Raw genomic sequence first — 21,522 nt, forward strand, 5'->3', positions numbered from 1 at the left:
CAGTGCTTACACTATGCCTTTTCATCAGATATGTAAATAGCTCGAAAGGGTAGCCACTCTGGAATCTTCGTATCTGATTCCAAGAAAACGCTTTTTTTAACACCACAACGATAAAGATCCCCTAACTGGGAAAACACACAGGAAGTTTTATCAAACTGAAATTTAATGATTTATCATCAAATGACACGCTATATCAGCCCGTCCCAGAAAGGACCGTACCTTGTGGCAATTCTGTGATTTTTGTCGCATAAGTTGACGGGCTTAATCGCAATAAAAATTCTGTGGGTGGGCCCCGCACTTAGGTCCCACCCAAGCTTTTAAAACCGCGCGCTAACACCAACGTTATACATAAACTGTTCGCCGCTGCTCAGGCCGCCGGTTTGTGAAACGGTGGCGAATGCCGCGACCTGATCGGTCAGTGGCATGTTCGCTCCCAACGTCACGTCCACCCAATTCTTATCCTGGTTGGCACTGTCGCGGGTAAACGAAGTCTGCGTGGATTTTAGCCCGCCGCCAGCGCGATAAACATCATCACCAAACTGATGTTGGTAGCTCACCTCAGCGTACGGGTTGAACAGGCCAAATTTCGTGTCCAGCCGCCAACCCAAGGCACCGATCTGCGAATGGTAGGTCTGGTCATTAAATCGCATCGCCGTGCTGTCGTTGCCGTCCTCGCTGTAGCCAGAGACATTGCTGTAATCCCAGGCAAACTGCGCCATAGGCCCCGTAGTCAGGTAAGAGGTAATGGGGAAATCGTAACCGGTCGTCACGCGAGCCCCCCATTGCTTACCATCGGTACTGCCGGTTTCAGTACGGGTTAGCGATCCAAGCTGCATGCTGCGGCGAATATCATCGTAATTCATCGTCGCATAGTGCACATCGGCATTCACCCAACCGTGCTCAAACACGCTGAGAGAGGTAAAAGCCGAAAACAGCAGGCCACGCGCTTTGTATTCATAGCGACTAGAGGGTTGTTGGTCATCATTGGAGCCCGAGATCAGCGCGCCGACCAGCCAGGCATCCGTCAGTTGGTAATCCACCCCAACCGTCAAGTTATGGGTGGTGGCGTTGCCGTCACCCGCTGCAAGATTGGAAGAGTAATCATAGTGTTGCCCGGCGTAACCACCGAACACGCCCAACGCCCCTTGCGGGTTATTATCGTTACTGCGCAACTGTTGGAACCGGCTGTCGAGGGTCGCGCGGCTGTCACGTGCCATAGCCGCTGTCGCCTGATTCAGCGCCACAACCTGTGCCGGGCCGTCCAGCACCGCCTGAATGTAATCGGCGATCAGCAGATGAGCCTGCGGGCTGGGGTGGAAATGGTCAGCAAACAGATAGGACTGGCTACTGTCGAAACCAGGCATGGCCGAACTGCACACTGCTGAAGAAACACCCGGCGGGCACGCCATGCCTGCGGTATTGGTGAAACCGAACTGCGCCGGATTGGCGATCGCCTCACTAAACAGTTTGTTCACGTCAACCCGAACGATATTACCGCCCCCCTGCGCCAGCAGGCGATCTTCGTTCTGATTATAAAAATCGGTCAGTTGCCCGGCTTGCGCACTTAGGCTGTCAAAAGCGGCAATCAACTGTGCGGCAATTGCCTGCTGTACCTGTGGGATTGTGCTGCCCTGCGCCGCTGCGGCCGTCAGGGCTTGGTGGATAGCCTGAGTCCGCGAGGCATTATCTGGCGTGGCCAATGAATTAAGCGTGGCATAGGCAGCCTGTACCGCCGCGTTTTGCACCGGGGTTAGCGCCTGCTGGATAATCAGCTCCATCAACTGTGGCGTAGATCCAATATTCGGTACCGTCGGTACGATCACCGTTCCGGCGCCAGCATTCAGCAACGAGTGAACCTGCGCCGCCGCTGCCGCCGCGCTGTTATAGGCAACCCCCGGCGCGGTTGCCGGATTTAACGCCGCCGCTGCCAGATCGTTACCGCCAATCCAGTGAATATACAGACCCTCGCCATCTGCCCGGCCATTGACCCGGTTGAGGTAGCTCTGTACCTGATCCTGAGTGTTGTCCGCCGGGTTGAGTGCCGGTACCGCGACGCCACCACCCGCAGCGTAGTTATAGCCCCCATCATCTGAAGCCACTAATGCAGCACCAATGCGCTGCGCCAGCACTTCGTCATATAACGGATGCTTATTGCTGTCGTAGGTAAAACGGCCATTGTTGCCCGTGTCGCTCAGGCTGTCGCCAAACACATAAAGTTGGTCATAAGCCTGTGCCGGGGTAGTCATACTGCATAATATCGCCACTGCAAGCGCCGCTGGGCGGGACATGCACGTTATTTTTAGAGGCATGAATAGACTCCTGAGAGCCAGCAAATGAAGGAAAATACGGTCTTATCATTGGCCTTTTTAATTGCCGGCCATGTAGTAAATATTGCTGGCTTTTTCGTCACGTCAAGCTGGCTGATGATAAAACAATCAGGGGCTTGCCAAGTTCACCGCTTCGGGCGATGATTACTGTAGATAAACACAGCATAAGGACAGTCAGTATGACCAGCGAACGTTGCGGTTGGGTGACGGCAGATCCGTTATACCTCGAGTATCACGACAAGGAATGGGGGGCGCCGACCACGGATGCGCACGAACTGTTTGAAATGCTGTGCCTGGAAGGGCAACAGGCTGGCCTGTCCTGGATCACCGTGCTTAAAAAACGTGAAAATTACCGACGTGCCTTCCACAATTTCGATCCGCACCGGATAGCCGCCATGGGCGAACAAGAGGTGGAAGCGCTGATGCAAAATAGCGGTATCATCCGCCACCGGGGCAAACTTGAAGCCATCATTGCCAACGCCCGGGCCTATCTGGCGATGGAAGCGGCCGGTGAGGATTTTGTCACCTTTATTTGGGCATTTGTCGATGGCGAGCCTCAACTCAATCGCTGGCAAGAACTCGCCCAGGTGCCAGCGAAAACCGAACGTTCAGACGCCTTGTCCAAAGCGCTGAAAAAGCGCGGCTTCAAATTTATTGGTTCCACCACCTGCTATGCCTTTATGCAAGCCAGCGGGCTGGTGAACGATCATCTAACAGGGTGCCTCTGCTACCCAAAGCCGCATTGATCCACCCTTGTCAGCCGTCCGATATTGAACGGTTGATGGCCCTGTGGTTGCCCAGCACTGTCGCAGCCCATCCATTTGTAAAAGAAAGCTACTGGCAGGAAAGCGAAACCCTGGTGCGGGAAAACTACCTGCCGCGAGCACATAGCTGGGCATATTGGCATGCGGGGGAGATCGTCGGGTTTATCAGCGTATTGGATCAACGCTTCATTGGTGCGTTATTTGTTGAACAGGCGTTTCACGGGCATGGCGTCGCTCAGGCGCTAATGGCGCACGTACAACAACGTTACCCTCAGCTAAGCCTGGAAGTGTACCAGCAAAATCTTCGGGCCTGCGCGTTCTACCACAAGCAAGGTTTCCAGGTCACGCAACGCCTGTTTAATGAAGAAACTCAGGCCTATACGTTGATCATGAACTGGGCATCCACGCGTTAAACTCTGTCACTTTTGGCTAAAAATGGCGCACTCCGCTCCGAAGTGCGCTCAATTCAGAATCCGCTGCATAGTATTCCCCTGCTTTTTCCCGGATAACTGCCGCAGCCTGTAGCTACTTATAATTTGTCACGTTTCTTTCCGGAACTGCTGGAGAGGATACGCGTCATAGTAGCGCCGCAGCTCGGTATGCCGGGTTGCCAATGGTTTTTTTAGCGTCCCCCAAATTGGACTGACGCACACAGATTCTGATGCCACAAAGGAAAAAACATGAAAAAACGCATTGCGATTATTGCCGGCGCGGTGAGCGTTGCGCTCACGCTGTCTGCCTGTACCACTAACCCGTATACCGGGGAATCTGAAGCCGGCAAATCCGGTATTGGCGCAGGGATCGGCGCGGCATTGGGCGCAGGCGTAGGCATGCTGTCCTCATCGAAGAAAGATCGCGGCAAAGGCGCGCTGATCGGCGCGGCGGCCGGTGCAGCCCTTGGCGGCGGCGCAGGGTATTATATGGACGTGCAGGAAGCCAAACTGCGCGACAAAATGAAAGGCACTGGCGTTAGCGTCACCCGTCAGGGCGACAATATCGTGCTGAACATGCCGAACAATGTCACCTTCGACAGCAGCAGCGCCACCCTCAAACCGGCAGGCGCCAACACCCTGACCGGCGTTGCCATGGTTCTGAAGGAATATCCGAAAACGGCAGTTAACGTGATCGGTTATACCGACAGCACCGGCTCCCGTTCACTGAACATGACCCTGTCGCAGCAACGCGCCGACGGCGTTGGCAGTGCGCTGATCACTCAGGGTGTGGCGGCAAACCGTATCCGTACGTCAGGTGCCGGCCCGGATAACCCGATCGCCTCCAACAGCACGGCAGAAGGCAAAGCGCAAAACCGTCGCGTTGAGATCACGCTCAGCCCACTGCAGTAATCTCGTGCGGGGTGTTATGCCCCGCCGCTACTTATCCCCGCATTCCTGACTGTCTCCCATTGAACATTCCCGGCTCCGCATCGGGTGTGTTAGTCTCCTTGGCAATTAACCACAGGGGAGATCGGCTGTGAGCAGTGTTAAGGCAATACGCGCCTCGGGGCGAGCCACCATTAGCGATGTGGCGAAAACCGCCAAGACAGGTAAAACCAGCGTGTCGCGCTATCTGAATGGTGAGCAGCACCTGCTTTCTGACGATCTCAAACAGCGTATTGAACAGGCGATCCACCAGCTCGACTATCGGCCCAGCCAGATGGCGCGTAGCCTGAAGGGCGGACAAACCCGGTTGATTGGGCTCATCATCGCCGATATCACCAATCCCTATTCAGTAGACGTCATGCGCGGCATCGAAGCGGCCTGCCGCCAGCACGGTTTTACCCTGTTGGTATGTAACACCAACAATGAGGTCAACCAAGAACAGCACTACCTGCAACTGCTCAGCAGCTATCGGGTAGAAGGCATTGTGGTTAATGCCGTTGGTATGCGCGAAGAGGCACTGTCGACACTGCAACAATCCATGCTGCCTATGGTGCTGATCGACCGCAAAATTCATGATTTCGCCTGTGACGTCGTGGGCCTCAATAACCACGAAGCGGCAACTGTCGCCACGGAACACCTGCTGCAACAGGGATTCGAAGCCATTTTGTTCCTCAGCGAACCGATCGGCACGGTGAATACCCGGCTGGAGCGACTGCACGCTTTTAATCAAACCATGGCGCAACATGCCGGATTATTGGCTGAGCAGGCAGAAACCCCGCTTAACGACGTGAAGCAACTGGAAGACGTACTCAGCAACTTCAATACCCGCCATCGTGGCATGCGCAAAGCGGTGATTTCCGCCAACGGCGCCCTGACGCTTCAGGTGGCACGTGCCATGCGCCGCCTGGGTATCCAATGGGGTAGCGATATTGGCCTGCTGGGTTTTGACGAGCTGGAGTGGGCCGAACTGGCCGGTGTCGGCATCACCACGCTGAAACAACCCACCTATCAAATGGGCCATGCCGCACTTGAACAATTGGTGCAACGTATTCAAGGGCTGGATACCCCCATCAGCGAACAGATGTTCCCCGGCGAACTGATCGTGCGCGGCTCCACCACCCGATAACTCTCTTCTTTCCTGTCAGGGCGCGGTTTGTGGCGCCCTCACTACACTACCCAGATTATTTTTTGCTCATGTTCGTGATTGCGATCATATTTTTACATTCTGTCGCTTTCGAATGGAACCGGTACCATTTAACGTGTAGTTAACAGCAGCGGTGGGAATAACGCCACCTCAGGAGCACAAAAGATGACAAGAGAAATTATCGTGGTGACCGGTGCCTACGGCACCGATACCGTCCGGCAGCTCGGCGGCCAAAGCGCTTTATTGCCCATTATTGCCGATGCCGATGCCGACGGCGTCGAGATCCGCCGTGAACTGTTTTCTGAACAGGAATTGCAAAGCCTGCCAGCGCTGGCCAAGGCCATCGAACAACACCAGCTGTTCGCCGTTTATTCCGCACCTGAAGCCCTGTTTACTCCGCAGCACCAGCTGAATCCTAACTTGCCGGCACTGCTGGCAGAAGCCCAAATCCTGAATGCACGTCAGTTAAAATTATCGTTGGGCCACTACCAACCGGGCTTCGATTTTACTGAACTGAAAGTGGCGCTGGAACAGCATCCGGTCAGCCTGGTGGTAGAAAATGACCAAACCCCTGACTGCGGCATTTTGTCGCAGCTCAATGCCTTTTTCCACGCTGCGGAAGATAACCGTCTGCCTGTCAGCATGACGTTCGATATGGCCAACTGGCTCTGGGTGGGGCAAGACGCCTTCGCCGCTGCCGAACGCCTGGCGCGCCACGTCAGCTATGTCCACGTTAAGGCTGCAACCCATGGCCAACGCGGTTGGCGAGCCGTCGCGCTGGACGACAGCGATGGGAGTTGGCGCGATCTGCTGACCCGTTTGCCGCTGGATGCACCCCGCGGCATTGAATTCCCGTTGCAAGGCGACAACCTGGAAGAGGTCACCCGCTACTACGTTAACCTTCTGCGTGCGGAGTAAACATCATGACCATGCTAGCAACTGCACATAACGGGCCATTGGATGTCGTCACCTTGGGTGAAGCCATGGCGATGTTCGTGGCAACACAAACCGGGGATCTGGCGGATGTAGAAACCTTCACCAAACGCATTGCAGGGGCCGAGCTGAATGTGGCGATCGGCCTTGCACGCCTGGGGTTGAACGTCGGTTGGGTCAGCCGGGTGGGCAACGATACTTTCGGTCGTTTCACCCTGCAACAGCTCAAAAAAGAAGGCATTAACGCGCAACAGGTCACGGTAGATGGCAATTACCCGACCGGTTTTCAGATCAAATCTAAAACCACGGATGGTACCGATCCCAGTGTGGAGTATTTCCGCAAAGGCTCGGCAGCCAGCCACCTATCAGTCGACGATTTCAACCGCGATTATTTCGGCTCCGCACGCCATCTGCACTTGAGCGGCGTTGCAGCAGCCCTGTCCGGCCAATCGTTGGCGCTGTGTCACCATGCCGCCCGAGAAATGCGCGCCATGGGAAAAACCATTTCATTTGACCCGAATCTGCGCCCGGTGCTGTGGTCCAGCCAGCAGGTGATGATCGAGCAATTGAATAAACTGGCGTTTGCCGCCGACTGGGTGTTGCCGGGGCTGAAAGAAGGACAAATCCTCACGGGCCAATCAACACCAGAAGGCATCGCCGATTTTTACCTGGAGCGTGGTGTGCAGGCAGTGATCATCAAAACCGGTCCAGAGGGCGCCTGGTTTAAAACTGCAGCAGGCGATCAGGCGGCGGTCGCCGCAATCAAAGTCAACAACGTGGTGGATACCGTGGGGGCGGGAGACGGTTTTGCCGTCGGCACGATCAGCGCCCTGCTGGAAGGCAAAACGCTGAAACAAGCGGTACAACGCGGCAATAAAATCGGCTCGCTGGCGATCCAGGCCATCGGCGACAGCGAAGGGCTACCGACCCGCGCGGCATTGGCCGAATAAATATACCCGTCATGCTTCAAGCTGCAGGTGAGTGCTCTTGCCCTGCCTGCAACTCGAATGATTTAGGGTAATAACAAACATAATCGGTAAACAGACTTCTCCTTATGACGTGTACCTCTGGCCCTACAACCAGATTGCGTTGGGAGATAACGATACCCAGTGACTTTCATGCTGCAATCCGTTCGCTTACCCCAGACGCTGAATTAAGCCACAGGGATGGGCAAACGCAGTCAACAGCGCTGCAGCGTAAAAGACGACGGGAATACGACACCACTGAAGGAATCTGAACATGAACAAAGCGACTATCGCGGCTAAACGCTGGTGGTACATCATGCCCATCGTGTTTATCACCTACAGCCTGGCCTATCTCGACCGAGCCAATTTTAGCTTTGCCTCCGCTGCCGGCATCAATGACGATCTGGGTATCACCAAAGGCATGTCGTCATTGCTGGGCGCCTTGTTTTTCCTCGGCTATTTCTTTTTCCAGATCCCTGGCGCAATTTATGCCGAACGCCGTAGCGTTAAAAAACTGATCTTCTGGTGTCTGATCCTGTGGGGGGCTTGTGCCTCCCTGACCGGCATGGTCAGCAATATCCCAATGCTGGCTGCGATCCGTTTTATTCTCGGCGTGGTAGAAGCCGCCGTGATGCCGGCGATGCTGATTTATATCAGTAACTGGTTCACTAAATCAGAACGTTCACGTGCCAATACCTTCCTGATCCTCGGCAACCCAGTAACCGTGCTGTGGATGTCCGTCGTTTCCGGCTACCTGATCCACGCCTACGGCTGGCGTGAAATGTTCATCTTCGAAGGCATTCCTGCGGTTATTTGGGCCTTCTGCTGGTGGGTGTTGGCTAAAGACAAACCAGCACAGGCCAATTGGCTGAGTGATGACGAAAAGCTGGCCTTGCAGCAACAATTGGCAGAAGAACAAAAAGGCATTAAAGCGGTGCGTAATTACAGCGAAGCCTTCCGCTCACGCAACGTGATCTTGCTGTGCGTTCAATATTTTGCCTGGAGTATCGGCGTATACGGCTTTGTGCTGTGGTTGCCCTCCATCCTGCGCAGTGGCATGCAGATGGGAATGGTGGAGGCCGGTTGGCTATCCGCGGTACCTTATCTGGCAGCGACTATCGCCATGATCCTGGTGTCCTGGGCTTCCGACAAAATGCAAAACCGTAAGCTGTTCGTCTGGCCGCTGCTGTTGATTGGTGCGCTGGCTTTCTTCGGCTCTTACGCCGTCGGTGCCAACCATTTCTGGATCTCTTATACCTTGCTGGTCATTGCCGGTGCGGCCATGTACGCCCCTTACGGGCCGTTCTTCGCTATCATTCCTGAGATGTTGCCGAAAAACGTTGCCGGTGGCGCTATGGCGCTGATCAACAGCATGGGGGCACTGGGTTCTTTCTTCGGTTCCTGGTTCGTCGGTTACCTGAACGGTGCGACCGGCAGCCCGGCGGCCTCCTATATGTTTATGGCCATTGCCCTGTTGGTGGCGGTCGTGCTGACGCTGGTCGTCAAGCCGGCTCGTAACGAGGCCCAACCGCAATTGGCGTAGTCTCGTTATAATTTACTTTCTGTTGAACAAACCCAATGGATTTCAGGCTGCAGCCGGTGTTTAAAGCCAACAACGCTGCAGCCTGAAAGACGGAGGGTACTGCTGGAGTTCGTGATGAAGCCTTCTATCGTGTTGTACAAAAGCATTCCCACCGATCTGCGTGAACGACTGGAACAGCACTTCACTGTGCATGCCTTTGATGGCCTGAACCCGGATAACCGCGATGCACTGCGCCAAGCATTGCAACAAGCGGAAGGGATTATCGGTTCCGGCGGCAAAATTGATGAGGCCTTCCTGCAGCAGGCACCCAAACTGCGTGCGGCCTCAACCATTTCCGTCGGTTACGATAACTTTGACGTTGATGCACTGAACGCCCATCACGTCTTGCTGATGCATACCCCTACCGTACTCACCGAAACCGTCGCCGACACCATCATGAGCTTGGTACTGGCGACAGCACGCCGAGTCGTGGAAGTGGCAGAGCGAGTAAAAGCCGGCGAATGGCAAGGCAGCATCGGTACAGATTGGTTTGGTGTCGACGTACACCATAAAACTATCGGCATCCTTGGTATGGGCCGTATCGGCCTGGCGCTGGCACAACGTGCACACTTCGGTTTTGGTATGCCGGTGCTGTATAACGCGCGCCGCACGCATGAGGAGGCAGAGCAACGCTTTAACGCCCGCCGTTGCGATCTCGATACGCTGTTGGCCGAGTCTGATTTCATCTGTATTACACTGCCGCTGACCGATGAAACCTTCCATATGATCAGCCGTGATCAATTAGCGAAGATGAAAAAAAGCGGCATTCTGATCAATGCTGGCCGTGGCCCCGTCGTGGACGAAGCCGCGCTGATCGAAGCGCTGCAAAATGGCACCATCCACGCCGCCGGGCTGGATGTATTCGAAAAAGAGCCATTGCCGGTGTCATCACCGCTGCTGACGCTGCCAAACGTGGTGGCACTGCCGCATATTGGGTCCGCGACCCATGAAACCCGCTACGGCATGGCCGCCTGCGCCGTGGACAACCTGATAGCCGCATTAACCGGCACGGTAACTGAAAACTGCGTTAACCCGCAGCTGTTGAAAAAATAGTGTTAACGGGCGGGCGTTTTCCCGCCCCTCTCTTTTTCTTATATCCCCCCACCTTCTCCTCCCCGAAAATCTCTCGCTGGGATGAGGCGATTTATTCGTCACTTGTCACACTGGGCATTACCCTACAAAAAAACGCTTCCTGCCACGCGTACGGAGAGCTATGAAAAATTTAACCCTGCCCCTGTTGATGCTGCTGTCACCGCCCGCAATGGCAAGCTGGACGCTGCAAAGCTTCCCGACGTTTGGTGAATCCACCAGTGGCTTATTCACCAGCCACGCCACGCTGGCCAAAGGCGAGCTGCCGCTGAAGATTTATCAGGATCAGCAGTGCTGGCAGCCCACCGAGCCGGTGAAACTGAATCAAACCCTGTCGCTTCAGCCTTGCAGCGATAACCCACCGGCCACCTGGCGGTTGTTCCGCGCCGGGGAATACCAGGTGCGTGTCGACACCCGCAGCGGCACTCCGACGCTACAACTCAGTCTAAAAACCGCACCGGAAACCACGACCGCTGCAATCGCGCGTACCTGTCAACGTTGGGACGGCAAACCCGTCACCCTTGACGTAACGGCAACCTTTGCCGAAGGCGAGTCGGTGCGTGATTTCTATTCAGGCCAAACGGCAAAGGTCAACCAAGGCAAAATCACCCTGCTGCCCGCCGCCAACAGCGGGGGATTGCTGTTGCTGGAGTCTGCCGGCAGCGAGAAGCCTGCACCTTTCAACTGGCACAACGCCACGGTCTATTTCGCCCTCACCGATCGCTTTAACAACGGCAACCCTGCCAACGACCACAGCTACGGCCGTCGCAGTGACGGCATGCAGGAAATCGGCACCTTTCACGGCGGCGATCTGGCTGGCCTGACGCAAAAACTGGATTACCTGCAACAACTCGGCGTCAACGCGCTGTGGATCAGTTCGCCGTTAGAGCAGATCCACGGTTGGGTTGGCGGCGGCACCAAGGGCGACTTCCCGCATTACGCCTATCACGGCTACTATGCGCTGGATTGGACACGACTCGATGCCAACATGGGCAGCGAACAAGACCTGCGTACTCTCGTTGAGCAGGCTCACCAACGGGGTATTCGTATCCTGTTTGATGTGGTGGTGAATCATGTCGGTTATGCCACGTTAGCGGACATGCAAACCTTCCAGTTCGGTTCGCTGTATCTGAAGGGGACAGAGATTGAAAAAACGCTGGGCAAGAATTGGGGGGACTGGCGACCCGGTGCAGGGCAGAACTGGCACAGTTTCAACGATTATATCAACTTCAGCGACAAGGCCGGCTGGAGCCAATGGTGGGGCAAAAATTGGATCCGTACCGATATCGGCGACTATGACTCGCCGGGTTACGACGATCTTACCCTGTCGCTGGCCTTCCTCCCGGACATCAAAACTGAAGCGCCCGGAGCCAGCGGTTTACCGCTGTTTTATCGCCATAAACCTGATACTGCCGCACGGGATATTCCCGGTGCCACCCCCCGCGACTACTTGACCATTTGGCTTAGCCAATGGGTACGTGACTACGGCATCGACGGCTTTCGCGTCGATACGGCCAAGCACGTGGAGAAACCCACGCTGGCGCTGCTGAAACAACGCGCCACGGCAGCGCTGGCTGAGTGGAAAACCGCCCATCCGCAACAGGCTTTGGATAACAGCCCATTTTGGATGACCGGAGAAGCCTGGGGCCATGGCGTGATGAAAAGCGACTATTACCAGAATGGCTTCGACGCGATGATCAATTTTGATTTCCAGGACCAGGCGTCACAGGCACTGAGCTGTTTCTCCAGCATCGATGACACCTACCAGCAGATGGCGGACAAGTTGCAAGATTTCAACGTGCTGAGCTATATATCCTCACACGATACGCGATTGTTCTTCGCCAGCGATGCCAAAGGGTCATTGGCGCTGCAGCAACGTGCCGCCGACCTGCTGCTGTTGGCCCCCGGCGCGGTCCAGATTTACTACGGAGATGAAAGTGGCCGCCAACTTGGGCCCACAGGCTCAGATCCGCTGCAGGGCACGCGTTCCGATATGAACTGGAACGAGCTCAACGGCGACAAAGCCCCGTTACTGGCGCACTGGCAACGACTGGGGCAATTCCGCGCCCGCCACCCGGCGATTGGCTCCGGTACACAGCAATCGCAGCACACTGCACGCTACTACGCTTTTAGCCGCCAGCTCAATGGCGATAAGGTCATGGTGGTGTGGGTCGGCGATCGGTCACAATAATTTAGCGTAATATGCTTAATTAAAACCACCAGGTAAAATTTACTCCTGGTGGTTGATTTATGAACTGCATTGCACCAGAAATTGTCTGGCGGTATGGTGGGCGATTACCTGCTAAAAACAATACAGCTGCACCTATGACTTTTTCACTTTTCGGCGACAAATTTACCCGTTATGCGGGCATTACCCGTTTAATGGATGACCTGAACGAAGGCCTGCGCACCCCCGGTGCCATCATGCTCGGCGGCGGCAATCCGGCACAGATTCCAGAGATGGAAAGCTACTTCAAACAGCTGTGCCAGGACATGCTCGATCAAGGCAAACTGACTGAGGCTCTGTGTAACTATGACGGCCCGCAGGGCAAAGACGCTTTACTGAAAGCGCTGGCCAATTTGCTGCACGATGAACTCGGCTGGCAGATCTCACCACAGAATATTGCACTGACAAACGGCAGTCAGAGTGCGTTTTTCTACTTGTTTAACCTGTTTGCCGGGCGTTACGCCGACGGCAGCCGCCGCCGCGTGCTGTTCCCGCTGGCACCGGAATATATCGGCTATGCCGATGCAGGGTTGGACGAAGGCCTGTTTGTGTCGGCCAAGCCTAATATCGAATTGCTGCCAGAGGGCCAGTTCAAGTATCACGTTGATTTCGAACATCTGAATATTGGCGATGATATCGGCATGATCTGTGTGTCACGCCCCACGAACCCAACCGGTAACGTGATCACCGACGAAGAGCTGATGAAGCTCGACCTGCTGGCGCAACAACGTAATATCCCGCTGGTGATCGATAACGCCTATGGCGTACCCTTCCCAGGCATCATCTTCAGCGACGCAACACCGCTGTGGAACCCCAACATCATCTTATGTATGAGTCTGTCGAAACTCGGCCTGCCGGGTTCACGCTGCGGTATTGTGATCGCTGACGAGAAGGTGATCAGTGCGCTGACCAACATGAACGGTATCATCAGCCTGTCACCGGGCAGCATGGGCCCGGCAATGGCGACAGAAATGATCGAACGTGGTGATTTGCTGCGCTTGTCCAACGAGGTGATCCGTCCGTTCTACAAACAGCGCGTTGAGCACACGATCGAGATCATTCGCCGCTACCTGTCACCAGAACGCTGCCTGATCCACAAACCGGAAGGGGCAATTTTCCTCTGGCTGTGGTTTAAGGACCTGCCGATCACCACCGAATTGCTGTATCAACGCCTGAAAAAGCGTGGTGTGCTGATGGTGCCAGGGCACTACTTCTTCCCGGGGTTGGAGCATGAATGGCCACACACCCATCAGTGTATGCGCATGAACTACGTGCCTGACCCAGAGAAGATTGAGCGCGGCGTAGCCATACTGGCGGAAGAGATCGAACGCGCTCACCAAGAGGCGAACTGATCATAGCGATGGGGCACCGTTCAACACCTGTGCCCCATCGTCTTACATCGCCCAGAACAGCACCGCCAGCAACTGCGGTGACATGATACGCAGGAACATCGCTAACGGATAAACCGTGGCATAAGACAACGCAGCAGCGCCGCTGGTCGGGTGCAGGCCGTTGGCGAAGGCCAGCGCCGGTGGATCCGTCATTGAACCTGCCAGCATGCCGGACAGTGTCAGATAATTCATCTTACCCACCCACCGCGCCAACACGCCCACACTGAGCAGTGGGATAGCCGTAATCAGCGCGCCATAACCGATCCACTCCAATCCTTCGCCATTAATCAAGGTATCGACAAAGTTCCCCCCTGACTTCAACCCCACCACCGCCAGAAACAGCACAATGCCCAGTTCGCGCAACGCGAGGTTGGCGCTCGGTGGCATAAACCAATACAGCTTACCGATGCTGCCAATACGCCCGAGGATCAAGGCCGCCACCAACGGCCCACCGGCAAGCCCCAGTCGCAATGCCGCCGGGAAACCCGGTACAAACAGTGGAATAGACCCCAGCAGCACACCCAAACCAATGCCAATAAATACCGGCAGCATTTGCACCTGCTGCAGCTTCTGTTGAGCGTTGCCGACAATGGCCGCCACCGCCTCGATGGACTCCGGCCGCCCAACCAGGTTGAGGATATCGCCAAATTGCAGCGTGACATTGCTGCCGGCAACCAATTCCACCCCAGAACGGTTGAGACGTGAAATCACCACGTCGTATTTTTGCTTCAGGTTCAGATCGCGGATTTTGCTGCCCAAGACTTTTTCATTGGTCACCACCGCTCTCACCACCTGCAGCTCCGTACCGCGTGTCGACAGTGAAACGTCTACTTCTTCGCCAATCACCAACCGGGCATTTTCCAAATTTTCACGCTTGCCCACCAGATGCAGGTAGTCGCCCAGCTCCAGCTTCTCGAGCGGTGCCGGTACCATCAGCAGCTCGCCGCGTTTCAGGCGTGAACAAATGATGTCTTCACCGTTCAATAGCGGCACATTTTTGATTGCCATCCCCTGCAGGTTGGGGTTACGCACCGCGACGTTCATGGTATGCAGCAGCTCGCGCTGGTTGCCCAGGCTGCTTTCAAAGATCTGCGCCTCTCGCTCGATATTGATGCGGAAAAACAGGCGTATCAGCCACATCACCAATAAAATGCCGCAAATGCCGAACGGGTACGCCATGGCGTATCCCATCCCCATGCGATCGACCAGTGCAGGATCTGATCCTAAATCGGTAAGAATTTGCTGCCCGGCCCCGAGCGCTGGCGTATTAGTGACCGCGCCGGAGAACACGCCCAGAATGATTGGCAGTGGTACGGCAAACAATTTGTGAACCACCGCCGCCACGCCCCCACCGAGCAACACCAGTAAAATGGCAAAGCCGTTGAGCCGCAGCCCGGATACCCGCAACGAAGAGAAGAAACCAGGACCGACCTGAATACCAATGGTATAAACAAACAGGATCAGGCCAAACTCCTGAATAAAGTGCAGCATGTCGCCATTAAGATTGAGCTGCCAGCTCTGGGCGAAATGCCCAACGATGATGCCACCGAACAACACCCCACCAATACCCAGCCCAACTCCGTAGACCTTCCAGTTACCCATCCACAGCCCGAGAACGGCCACCAACGCCAACATACTGACGGTCAGGGCGATTTCGCTCATTGGTCACATCCTTGCCAGAAGTTTAACAACCGGTTTTGCGGTTAAATACGCACAATTAACAAGGATTTTGGCATAAGCGGGAAGGTACGACTGTGGGGTGCGCCACAGAATGCAACGGGGGAAGCCCGTTTGGACTTCCCCCGTATAATTTTGCCGTTTTTCAGTCGGTTATTTTGATTCCAACCCCGGCGTGGTGCCGATGGCAATACGCTGCGGCTGCAGGGCTTCCGGAACCTGACGCACCAGATCGATATGCAGAAGGCCGTTTTCAAACTGGGCTTCTGACACCTGCAGATGCTCAGCCAACGTGAAGGTCAACGTAAACTCTTTACACACCAGCCCTTGATGCAGATATTCCACCTGTTTTTCTGGTGGCGTCGGTTTGCCCCGCACAGTCAGCCGTGGGCCTTCAACCTCAATATCCAGCTCGCTTTGCTTAAACCCGGCCAACGCCAGAGAAATGCGGTAATGGTTGTCGTCGCTTTTCTCGATATTGTAAGGCGGGAACCCTTGCGGTTCCTGACCGCCCATTGAACTGGCCAGTTTGTCAAAACCAATCCACTGACGCAGCAGTGGGGATAAATCGTAATTACGCATAGTGTAAACTCCTTCTATGAAGCGAGATTATGTTTAATTTGCCCCCTGACGGCAGGCAAGTTAACTAACGTCCCACCGGCGATTCATTCCACCGATGAAATAGGAATTATTTAATTTCGATCCGGCGCGGTTTTAATGTTTCTGGAACAATTCTTTCCATATCTATATACAACAAACCGTTTTCCAGCTTGGCGCCTTTAATTTGGATATGCTCGGCCAGCTGGAATTTACGTTCAAAGTTCCGCTCGGCAATACCTTGATATAAGTAGGTTCTTTCCGCCGGTTCATTATTATGAGCGCCGCGAACAATCAGCAGATTATCCTGGCTGGTTATTTCCAGCTCCTGCTCGGCAAACCCGGCTACCGCTATCGCAATGCGGTAATGATTTTCATCTACCAGTTCAACGTTATAAGGAGGATAACCGCCATTACTCTGGCTTTGGCTTGCCTCTAACGTGTTAAACAAACGATCAAAACCAATCGCGGAACGATAGAGTGGGGAAAGATCAAAATTGCGCATAAAACAGCCTCCTAAGACACTTCAGCGAGGTTTAATAATTAAGCCTTCCACACGGGACAGACTAAATAATCGGAATTCCCTTACGGCGAATTCTTAATTGGGTACTGATAAGAAAATGGGGATTGCTTTCAGCATTTCAACTGGCGACGATCAAAAAAATGACAATCAGTTCGGCGAAATTTTTTTTATCCCTTACAATAAACTGAGACTACTGCCACAGAGCGGGTCCTTGCTCCTTTTAAAACATCCACAAGATGTTATAGATCAGCAGATTTTGGGGAACAGCACCCTGCAGGATGGAATAATAATGAAAACGATGAGAGTGATAGCAACCAGTTGCATGCTGTTAGCGACTAACGGCTGCTCAAGCGTGATGAGCCACACTGGCCCAAATCAGGGCTATTACCCCGGCACTCGCGCCAGCGTGGATATTCTGAAGGATGACAACACCAGTTGGGCAATGATGCCACTGGTTGCGTTGGATCTGCCGTTATCAGCCGTCATGGACACGGTATTGCTGCCTTACGACTATATGCGATCTGGCAGTGACGCGACCTCAGACTCACCTAAGGCGCGCATTCTCCGCGGTGAAGAGCAGAATCTGGCCGCCAGCGGCGATCCTGCCCACGCAGCCACCACAACCCCACATTAACGTATCAGACGCGGGCCACTTGCCCGCGGTTGATTACAGCCCGACCACAAAAATCTGGCTGAATCCGCCAATCTCACGCATAAACGCCACTTTATTGCCGTCCGGTGAGAACACGATAGCGTCCCCCGACGGCGGTAGCGCAGTACGCTGTGTCAGGCGCTGCATTCGGCCACTTGCGACCTCACACACCATGAGGCTGTTATCACACACCAACGCGATCCTGCCCCCCTGTGGATGCCAGCTAAATGCCGACTGAATCCCGTGTTCACCATGGGTGATCTGCCGCGGGTCACCGCCATTGGGTGAGATTGTCCACAATTGCACAACCCCTCTATCATCCTTCATTAGAAAGGCGATCATGCTACCGTCGGGCGAACTGCGCAGCCAGTGGCGAGGCGTGGTCACAACACCGGGATAACAGCGTTGGCCGGTAAACGTCAACCGGCGTTGGCGCACTCCCAACGGCGGTGCAGGCAAATGGCGGGCGGTGCCCTGTAACGGCCTGGCTCCGGCTTTGGCATAATCGGTATCATCCTGTGGCAGATCTACAATAAAAACCTCAGGTAGCTTCTCACCGCTGCTGGAAAGCGTATCGCCGATAAATGCCAGCGCCCAACGCTGTTGCCGCCCATCAGGCCGGGTATAACCACGCTGACCGACCCAACCTTCTTCATAGGCGCGGTTAATTTGGTCGCTGCCTGGCTGTGGCTGCGATGTCGTCTCGCTCACCAATACACAGTAATGGCTACCGTCATATTCACGCGGATGTTGCTTCGGCGGGTTCACTCCCTGCAATGGCACAGCCACACCCACGTTGCGCAAATCCTGCGCCGGGTCCAACTCGTGCATTACGTGGTCATTGTAGGTGAAGCTCAGGCGGCTACCGTCCGGGCTAAAGACATGCACGTGAGTGCCGCCACGTAGCGCACCAGGGGTAAAGGGGGCGGTGATATCCATCGCATCGAGGGTTATGGCCAATTCACGATCCGGCTCGCTGACGATCACCCCACGACGGTGGTGAAAATCATAATGCCAAACGCTGTCCGGATACTCTGGCCCGTGAATAAAGGCATAGCGAGCCGGCGCATCCGGGCTGACGGTTACCACGCCAACGTGGGCACCCTGCTGCGCGCGATAGACCACCTCTACCACGCCGCTATCGACGTTCACCCGCTCGATACTCAAGCCAGTGAAGGAAGCCCCATTCGGGCGTACATCGTAAGCCAACCACTGGCTGTCCGGCGTCCAGACGTTAATATTGGTTAACTGATGTCCACGTGGATCAAAAGTCAGTTGTTGTTCCCGATGGCTCATGGCGGCTCTCCTGCATAGGCTGGTACTGAACAGCCATCTTACCGGAATGGGCTGTGGGTTCACATTGCCCATTGGCACACTGTGTCCACGCACAAATGAAGGTTTACAGACAATACTAAAAAGTACACACTGGATTTTAAAGTCTACATTAATCTTTTCTACAGGAGCCTGTATGAGCAATCTATTCGATGCCATTGTTTCCGCCCATCAGCACTTGCGCCCGCAGGTTCGCGTGACCCCGCTGGACCACAGCGTATTGCTGTCACAGCAGTTGGGCTGCGAGCTGTATCTGAAATGCGACCATCTGCAACATACCGGCTCCTTCAAGTTTCGTGGTGCCAGCAACAAACTGCGGTTGCTCAATGACCAACAGCGCAGCTGCGGGGTGATCGCCGCTTCTACCGGGAATCATGGCCAAGCCGTCGCGTTGGCAGGCAAACTGATGGGTGTCAGCGTGACGGTGTATGCCCCAGAAACGGCGGCAGCGATCAAACTGGAGACCATCCGTGCGCTCGGCGGTAAGGTGGAATTGATACCGGGCGATGCACTGAATGCCGAACAGGCGGGAGAAAAGGCGGCCATTGAGCAAGGTAAAGTCTATATCTCACCCTATAACGACCCACAGGTGGTTGCCGGTCAGGGCACCTGCGGCATGGAGCTAGTGGAGCAGCAAGCGGATTTGGATGCGGTGTTTGTCGCAGTGGGAGGCGGCGGCTATATTTCAGGAATTGGTACCGTTCTGCAGCGATTGTCTCCCAAAACACAGCTTATCGCCTGCTGGCCAGAAAATGCCACCAGCATGTATAGCGCACTGGAAGCCGGCCATATTTATCCGGTGGAAGAACGGGACACGCTGTCCGATGGCACCGCTGGCGGTGTCGAGCCGAACGCAATCACCTTCCCGCTGTGCCAGCAGGTGATTGACCGAAAAATATTGGTCAGTGAAGCGGAAATCAAGCAGGCCATGCGCCAGATTGCCGCCAGCGATCGCTGGATTATTGAGGGCGCAGCCGGAGTAGCCTTAGCTGCCGCCATCAAACTCGCGCCGGAATTTCAGGGGAAGAAAGTGGCGGTAGTGCTGTGTGGCAAAAACATCGTACTGGAAAAATACCTCAAGGCCATCTCCGATGAGAATCATTAATAAACGGCAGATTCTTGACGCTTTCGATGCTGATGCAGTCACTTTGTTGCTTAAACAGGGGTTTATTGCCTATTCACAGCAACGGGTGCAACAGCCGCCAGTTCAGCACTTCCTCTTCGAGCAGGCGTCGGGTGACTGCTGCATTAAATCAGCGTGGCTGGAAGGGGACGAACAATTTGTCATCAAGGTTTCTTCCGGCTTTTATCACAACGCGTTGCAGGGCCTGGCCAGCAATCAAGGGCTGATGATGGCCTTCTCGGCGCAGACCGGCGTACCGCAGGCATTATTGTTGGACGAAGGTTGGCTGACCGCGTTACGCACCGCGCTGGCCGGACGTATTGCCGCCGAACTGTGCGCACCAGCGGATATCCCGGCGATTGGCCTCATCGGTTGTGGCATGCAGGCCAGGCTGCAATTGCAACACCTCAAACCGCAGACGACCTGTCGCGACGTTTGGGTGTGGGGCCGTAACGAACCGGCGTTAGACGCTTTCCGTCGCGAAGCGGAGGCGGAAGGATTTCGGGTACAGACCACGCAGGATGCCGCAGAATTGGCGGGACACTGCCGGTTGATTGTCACCACAACACCCAGCCGTGAACCCATTCTGCGGGCAGCAGATATTCAACCCGGTACCCACATCACTGCCGTCGGCGCCGATGCTCAGGGTAAGCAGGAACTGGAGAGCAGCCTGGTTGCCAGCGCGGATGTGTTGCTGGTCGACGCGGTGTCCCAGTGCACAGAATACGGCGAGATCGCCACGGCTTATCGGCAGGGTTTACTTCAATCGACGCCAATCGTCGAATTCGGTACGGCATTGGCTCAGGGGATAAAAGTGCGCAGTGATCCTCGGCAAATCACCCTCGCCGATCTCACCGGGCTGGCGATTCAGGATGTGCAAATTGTGAAAGGCATTTTGGCACGGCTATAACGTACAAGGGCGCAGTTGCGCCCCTGTAATGCCAAACAGCATTAGGCATTGAGCACAAACTTCTCAATGGCGCGCGCTACGCCGTCTTCCGTGTTGGTGGTGGTAACAAACTGTGCCACCGCCTTCAGTTCCGGAATAGCGTTACCCATTGCAACGCCGACACCGGCATACTCGATCATCGCGGTGTCGTTAGCCTGGTCGCCCAACGTCATCACGTTTTCACGCGCAATGCCAAGATGATCGGCCAGCATTTTCACGCCGGCACCTTTATCCACATTTTTATGCAGGAGCTCCAGGAAATAAGGCGCGCTTTTCAGGATGGTGTAGCGCTCATGCGTTTCGGCCGGAATACGGGCGATAGCGCGATCCAGCAACTCAGGCTCGTCAACCATCATCAATTTCGGGAAACGAATCGAACGATCCATCTCTTCCACACTGCGGTATTTGAGCGGGATACCGGTCATTTCCGACTCGTGCACGGTATATTTGCCGATATCTTTGTTCGGCGTATACAGCGTATCGAAATCAAATGCCTGATAGTGGACGCCGAATTCACGCGCCATCTGCTCGAAGTAGAGATAATCCTCAAAGCCCAGCGTTTCCTGCAGGATGCAGTCACCGTCAACCGCCTTCAAAACCAGCGCGCCGTTATAGGTAATACAGAAATCACCGGGACCCTGAATGTCCAACTGACGCAGATAATCCTGCACGCCGACGTAAGGTCGCCCGGTAGCCAGCACGACATGCACCCCTTTGCGGCGTGCCTCGGTGATCGCCTGCTTTACCGCCGGCGTAATCTGGTGCTGCGGGTTGAGCAGCGTGCCGTCCATATCAATTGCAATCAGTTCAATAGCCATTCGAGCCTCTCCCAGTGGTTTTTTCCATGCTAACGCGTTTCAGCCGGTAA

Annotated in this window: 19 protein-coding genes; 13 read left to right on the forward strand and 6 right to left on the reverse strand. The window is 54.9% G+C overall.

What is annotated here, in order from left to right; genetic code table 11:
- Positions 1-317: 317 nt before the first annotated feature.
- Complete coding sequence (locus tag JOE25_RS19450; RefSeq protein WP_209638026.1) at positions 318-2,309, reverse strand: autotransporter domain-containing protein; 1,992 nt, start codon at positions 2,307-2,309, stop codon at positions 318-320.
- Positions 2,310-2,506: 197 nt separating this feature from the next.
- On the opposite strand from JOE25_RS19450, the gene JOE25_RS19455 reads away from it, so the two are divergent.
- The 10 genes from JOE25_RS19455 to JOE25_RS19500 all read left to right on the forward strand — a co-directional run bounded on the left by JOE25_RS19455 (position 2,507) and on the right by JOE25_RS19500 (position 13,762).
- Complete coding sequence (locus tag JOE25_RS19455; protein ID WP_209638028.1) at positions 2,507-3,073, forward strand: DNA-3-methyladenine glycosylase I; 567 nt, start codon at positions 2,507-2,509, stop codon at positions 3,071-3,073.
- Complete coding sequence (locus JOE25_RS19460) at positions 3,070-3,504, forward strand: N-acetyltransferase (protein WP_209638136.1); 435 nt, start codon at positions 3,070-3,072, stop codon at positions 3,502-3,504. The genes JOE25_RS19455 and JOE25_RS19460 overlap by 4 nt, the downstream gene beginning before the upstream one ends.
- Before the next feature lie 267 nt (positions 3,505-3,771).
- Positions 3,772-4,434 (forward strand): OmpA family lipoprotein, encoded by a 663-nt coding sequence (locus tag JOE25_RS19465; RefSeq protein ID WP_209638030.1) that lies wholly within the window; start codon positions 3,772-3,774, stop codon positions 4,432-4,434.
- A 145-nt stretch (positions 4,435-4,579) separates the two neighbouring features.
- Positions 4,580-5,596, forward strand: coding sequence for a LacI family DNA-binding transcriptional regulator (locus JOE25_RS19470; RefSeq protein ID WP_209638138.1), 1,017 nt, complete (start codon positions 4,580-4,582; stop codon positions 5,594-5,596).
- Positions 5,597-5,779: 183 nt separating this feature from the next.
- Entirely contained in the window at positions 5,780-6,532 is a 753-nt protein-coding gene (locus JOE25_RS19475; RefSeq protein ID WP_209638032.1) for a sugar phosphate isomerase/epimerase, read from the forward strand.
- Between the two features lie 5 nt (positions 6,533-6,537).
- Positions 6,538-7,497 carry a sugar kinase gene (locus tag JOE25_RS19480; protein ID WP_209638034.1) on the forward strand — a complete coding sequence of 320 codons (960 nt, stop codon included), beginning with the start codon at positions 6,538-6,540 and terminating at the stop codon, positions 7,495-7,497.
- 289 nt (positions 7,498-7,786) lie between these two features.
- A complete protein-coding gene (locus JOE25_RS19485) occupies positions 7,787-9,055 on the forward strand; it encodes an MFS transporter (RefSeq protein ID WP_209638036.1) in 1,269 nt (422 codons plus the stop codon).
- A 114-nt stretch (positions 9,056-9,169) separates the two neighbouring features.
- The gene (gene ghrB / locus JOE25_RS19490; protein WP_209638038.1) at positions 9,170-10,147 is read left to right on the forward strand and encodes a glyoxylate/hydroxypyruvate reductase GhrB; all 978 of its coding nucleotides are present in this window, start codon (positions 9,170-9,172) and stop codon (positions 10,145-10,147) included.
- 160 nt (positions 10,148-10,307) lie between these two features.
- The gene (locus JOE25_RS19495; RefSeq protein WP_209638040.1) at positions 10,308-12,374 is read left to right on the forward strand and encodes an alpha-amylase; all 2,067 of its coding nucleotides are present in this window, start codon (positions 10,308-10,310) and stop codon (positions 12,372-12,374) included.
- 134 nt (positions 12,375-12,508) lie between these two features.
- On the forward strand, positions 12,509-13,762 hold the full coding sequence (locus JOE25_RS19500; protein WP_209638041.1) for a valine--pyruvate transaminase: 1,254 nt from the start codon (positions 12,509-12,511) through the stop codon (positions 13,760-13,762).
- 42 nt (positions 13,763-13,804) lie between these two features.
- On the opposite strand, the gene JOE25_RS19505 is transcribed toward JOE25_RS19500, so the two are convergent.
- The 3 genes from JOE25_RS19505 to ibpA all read right to left on the reverse strand — a co-directional run bounded on the left by JOE25_RS19505 (position 13,805) and on the right by ibpA (position 16,580).
- A complete protein-coding gene (locus JOE25_RS19505; RefSeq protein WP_209638043.1) occupies positions 13,805-15,463 on the reverse strand; it encodes a putative transporter in 1,659 nt (552 codons plus the stop codon).
- A gap of 168 nt (positions 15,464-15,631) precedes the next feature.
- Entirely contained in the window at positions 15,632-16,060 is a 429-nt protein-coding gene (ibpB, locus tag JOE25_RS19510) for a small heat shock chaperone IbpB (RefSeq protein WP_037421171.1), read from the reverse strand.
- A gap of 106 nt (positions 16,061-16,166) precedes the next feature.
- Positions 16,167-16,580, reverse strand: a complete 414-nt coding sequence (gene ibpA / locus JOE25_RS19515) for a small heat shock chaperone IbpA (RefSeq protein WP_209638045.1) — start codon at positions 16,578-16,580, stop codon at positions 16,167-16,169.
- A 307-nt stretch (positions 16,581-16,887) separates the two neighbouring features.
- Here ibpA and JOE25_RS19520 point away from each other — a divergent pair, with 307 nt between their 5' ends.
- Positions 16,888-17,232 (forward strand): YceK/YidQ family lipoprotein, encoded by a 345-nt coding sequence (locus JOE25_RS19520; RefSeq protein ID WP_209638047.1) that lies wholly within the window; start codon positions 16,888-16,890, stop codon positions 17,230-17,232.
- Between the two features lie 33 nt (positions 17,233-17,265).
- On the opposite strand, the gene JOE25_RS19525 is transcribed toward JOE25_RS19520, so the two are convergent.
- Positions 17,266-18,546: a DUF3748 domain-containing protein gene (locus JOE25_RS19525; RefSeq protein WP_209638049.1), complete on the reverse strand. Its 1,281-nt coding sequence runs from the start codon at positions 18,544-18,546 to the stop codon at positions 17,266-17,268.
- Positions 18,547-18,718: 172 nt separating this feature from the next.
- Here JOE25_RS19525 and JOE25_RS19530 point away from each other — a divergent pair, with 172 nt between their 5' ends.
- Positions 18,719-19,687, forward strand: a complete 969-nt coding sequence (locus JOE25_RS19530) for a threonine/serine dehydratase (RefSeq protein WP_209638052.1) — start codon at positions 18,719-18,721, stop codon at positions 19,685-19,687.
- Positions 19,674-20,615, forward strand: coding sequence for an ornithine cyclodeaminase family protein (locus JOE25_RS19535; protein WP_209638053.1), 942 nt, complete (start codon positions 19,674-19,676; stop codon positions 20,613-20,615). Before JOE25_RS19530 ends, JOE25_RS19535 begins: the two co-directional genes overlap by 14 nt.
- Before the next feature lie 41 nt (positions 20,616-20,656).
- On the opposite strand, the gene yidA is transcribed toward JOE25_RS19535, so the two are convergent.
- Positions 20,657-21,472 carry a sugar-phosphatase gene (gene yidA / locus JOE25_RS19540; RefSeq protein ID WP_209638056.1) on the reverse strand — a complete coding sequence of 272 codons (816 nt, stop codon included), beginning with the start codon at positions 21,470-21,472 and terminating at the stop codon, positions 20,657-20,659.
- Between the last annotated feature and the right edge of the window lie 50 nt (positions 21,473-21,522).

Origin of the sequence: Serratia sp. PL17 (assembly GCF_017832355.1) — a bacterium.
Classification (GTDB): Bacteria; Pseudomonadota; Gammaproteobacteria; order Enterobacterales; family Enterobacteriaceae; genus Serratia.

Coding starts and splice junctions, on each gene's coding strand:
- JOE25_RS19525 (WP_209638049.1), bottom strand. CDS start 18,546: ATGAGCCATCGGGAACAACAACTGACTTTTGATCCACGTGGACATCAG.
- ghrB (WP_209638038.1), top strand. CDS start 9,170: ATGAAGCCTTCTATCGTGTTGTACAAAAGCATTCCCACCGATCTGCGT.
- JOE25_RS19530 (WP_209638052.1), top strand. CDS start 18,719: ATGAGCAATCTATTCGATGCCATTGTTTCCGCCCATCAGCACTTGCGC.
- ibpB (WP_037421171.1), bottom strand. CDS start 16,060: ATGCGTAATTACGATTTATCCCCACTGCTGCGTCAGTGGATTGGTTTT.
- ibpA (WP_209638045.1), bottom strand. CDS start 16,580: ATGCGCAATTTTGATCTTTCCCCACTCTATCGTTCCGCGATTGGTTTT.
- yidA (WP_209638056.1), bottom strand. CDS start 21,472: ATGGCTATTGAACTGATTGCAATTGATATGGACGGCACGCTGCTCAAC.
- JOE25_RS19485 (WP_209638036.1), top strand. CDS start 7,787: ATGAACAAAGCGACTATCGCGGCTAAACGCTGGTGGTACATCATGCCC.
- JOE25_RS19500 (WP_209638041.1), top strand. CDS start 12,509: ATGACTTTTTCACTTTTCGGCGACAAATTTACCCGTTATGCGGGCATT.
- JOE25_RS19455 (WP_209638028.1), top strand. CDS start 2,507: ATGACCAGCGAACGTTGCGGTTGGGTGACGGCAGATCCGTTATACCTC.
- JOE25_RS19480 (WP_209638034.1), top strand. CDS start 6,538: ATGACCATGCTAGCAACTGCACATAACGGGCCATTGGATGTCGTCACC.
- JOE25_RS19505 (WP_209638043.1), bottom strand. CDS start 15,463: ATGAGCGAAATCGCCCTGACCGTCAGTATGTTGGCGTTGGTGGCCGTT.
- JOE25_RS19535 (WP_209638053.1), top strand. CDS start 19,674: ATGAGAATCATTAATAAACGGCAGATTCTTGACGCTTTCGATGCTGAT.
- JOE25_RS19475 (WP_209638032.1), top strand. CDS start 5,780: ATGACAAGAGAAATTATCGTGGTGACCGGTGCCTACGGCACCGATACC.
- JOE25_RS19495 (WP_209638040.1), top strand. CDS start 10,308: ATGAAAAATTTAACCCTGCCCCTGTTGATGCTGCTGTCACCGCCCGCA.
- JOE25_RS19450 (WP_209638026.1), bottom strand. CDS start 2,309: ATGCCTCTAAAAATAACGTGCATGTCCCGCCCAGCGGCGCTTGCAGTG.
- JOE25_RS19465 (WP_209638030.1), top strand. CDS start 3,772: ATGAAAAAACGCATTGCGATTATTGCCGGCGCGGTGAGCGTTGCGCTC.
- JOE25_RS19520 (WP_209638047.1), top strand. CDS start 16,888: ATGAAAACGATGAGAGTGATAGCAACCAGTTGCATGCTGTTAGCGACT.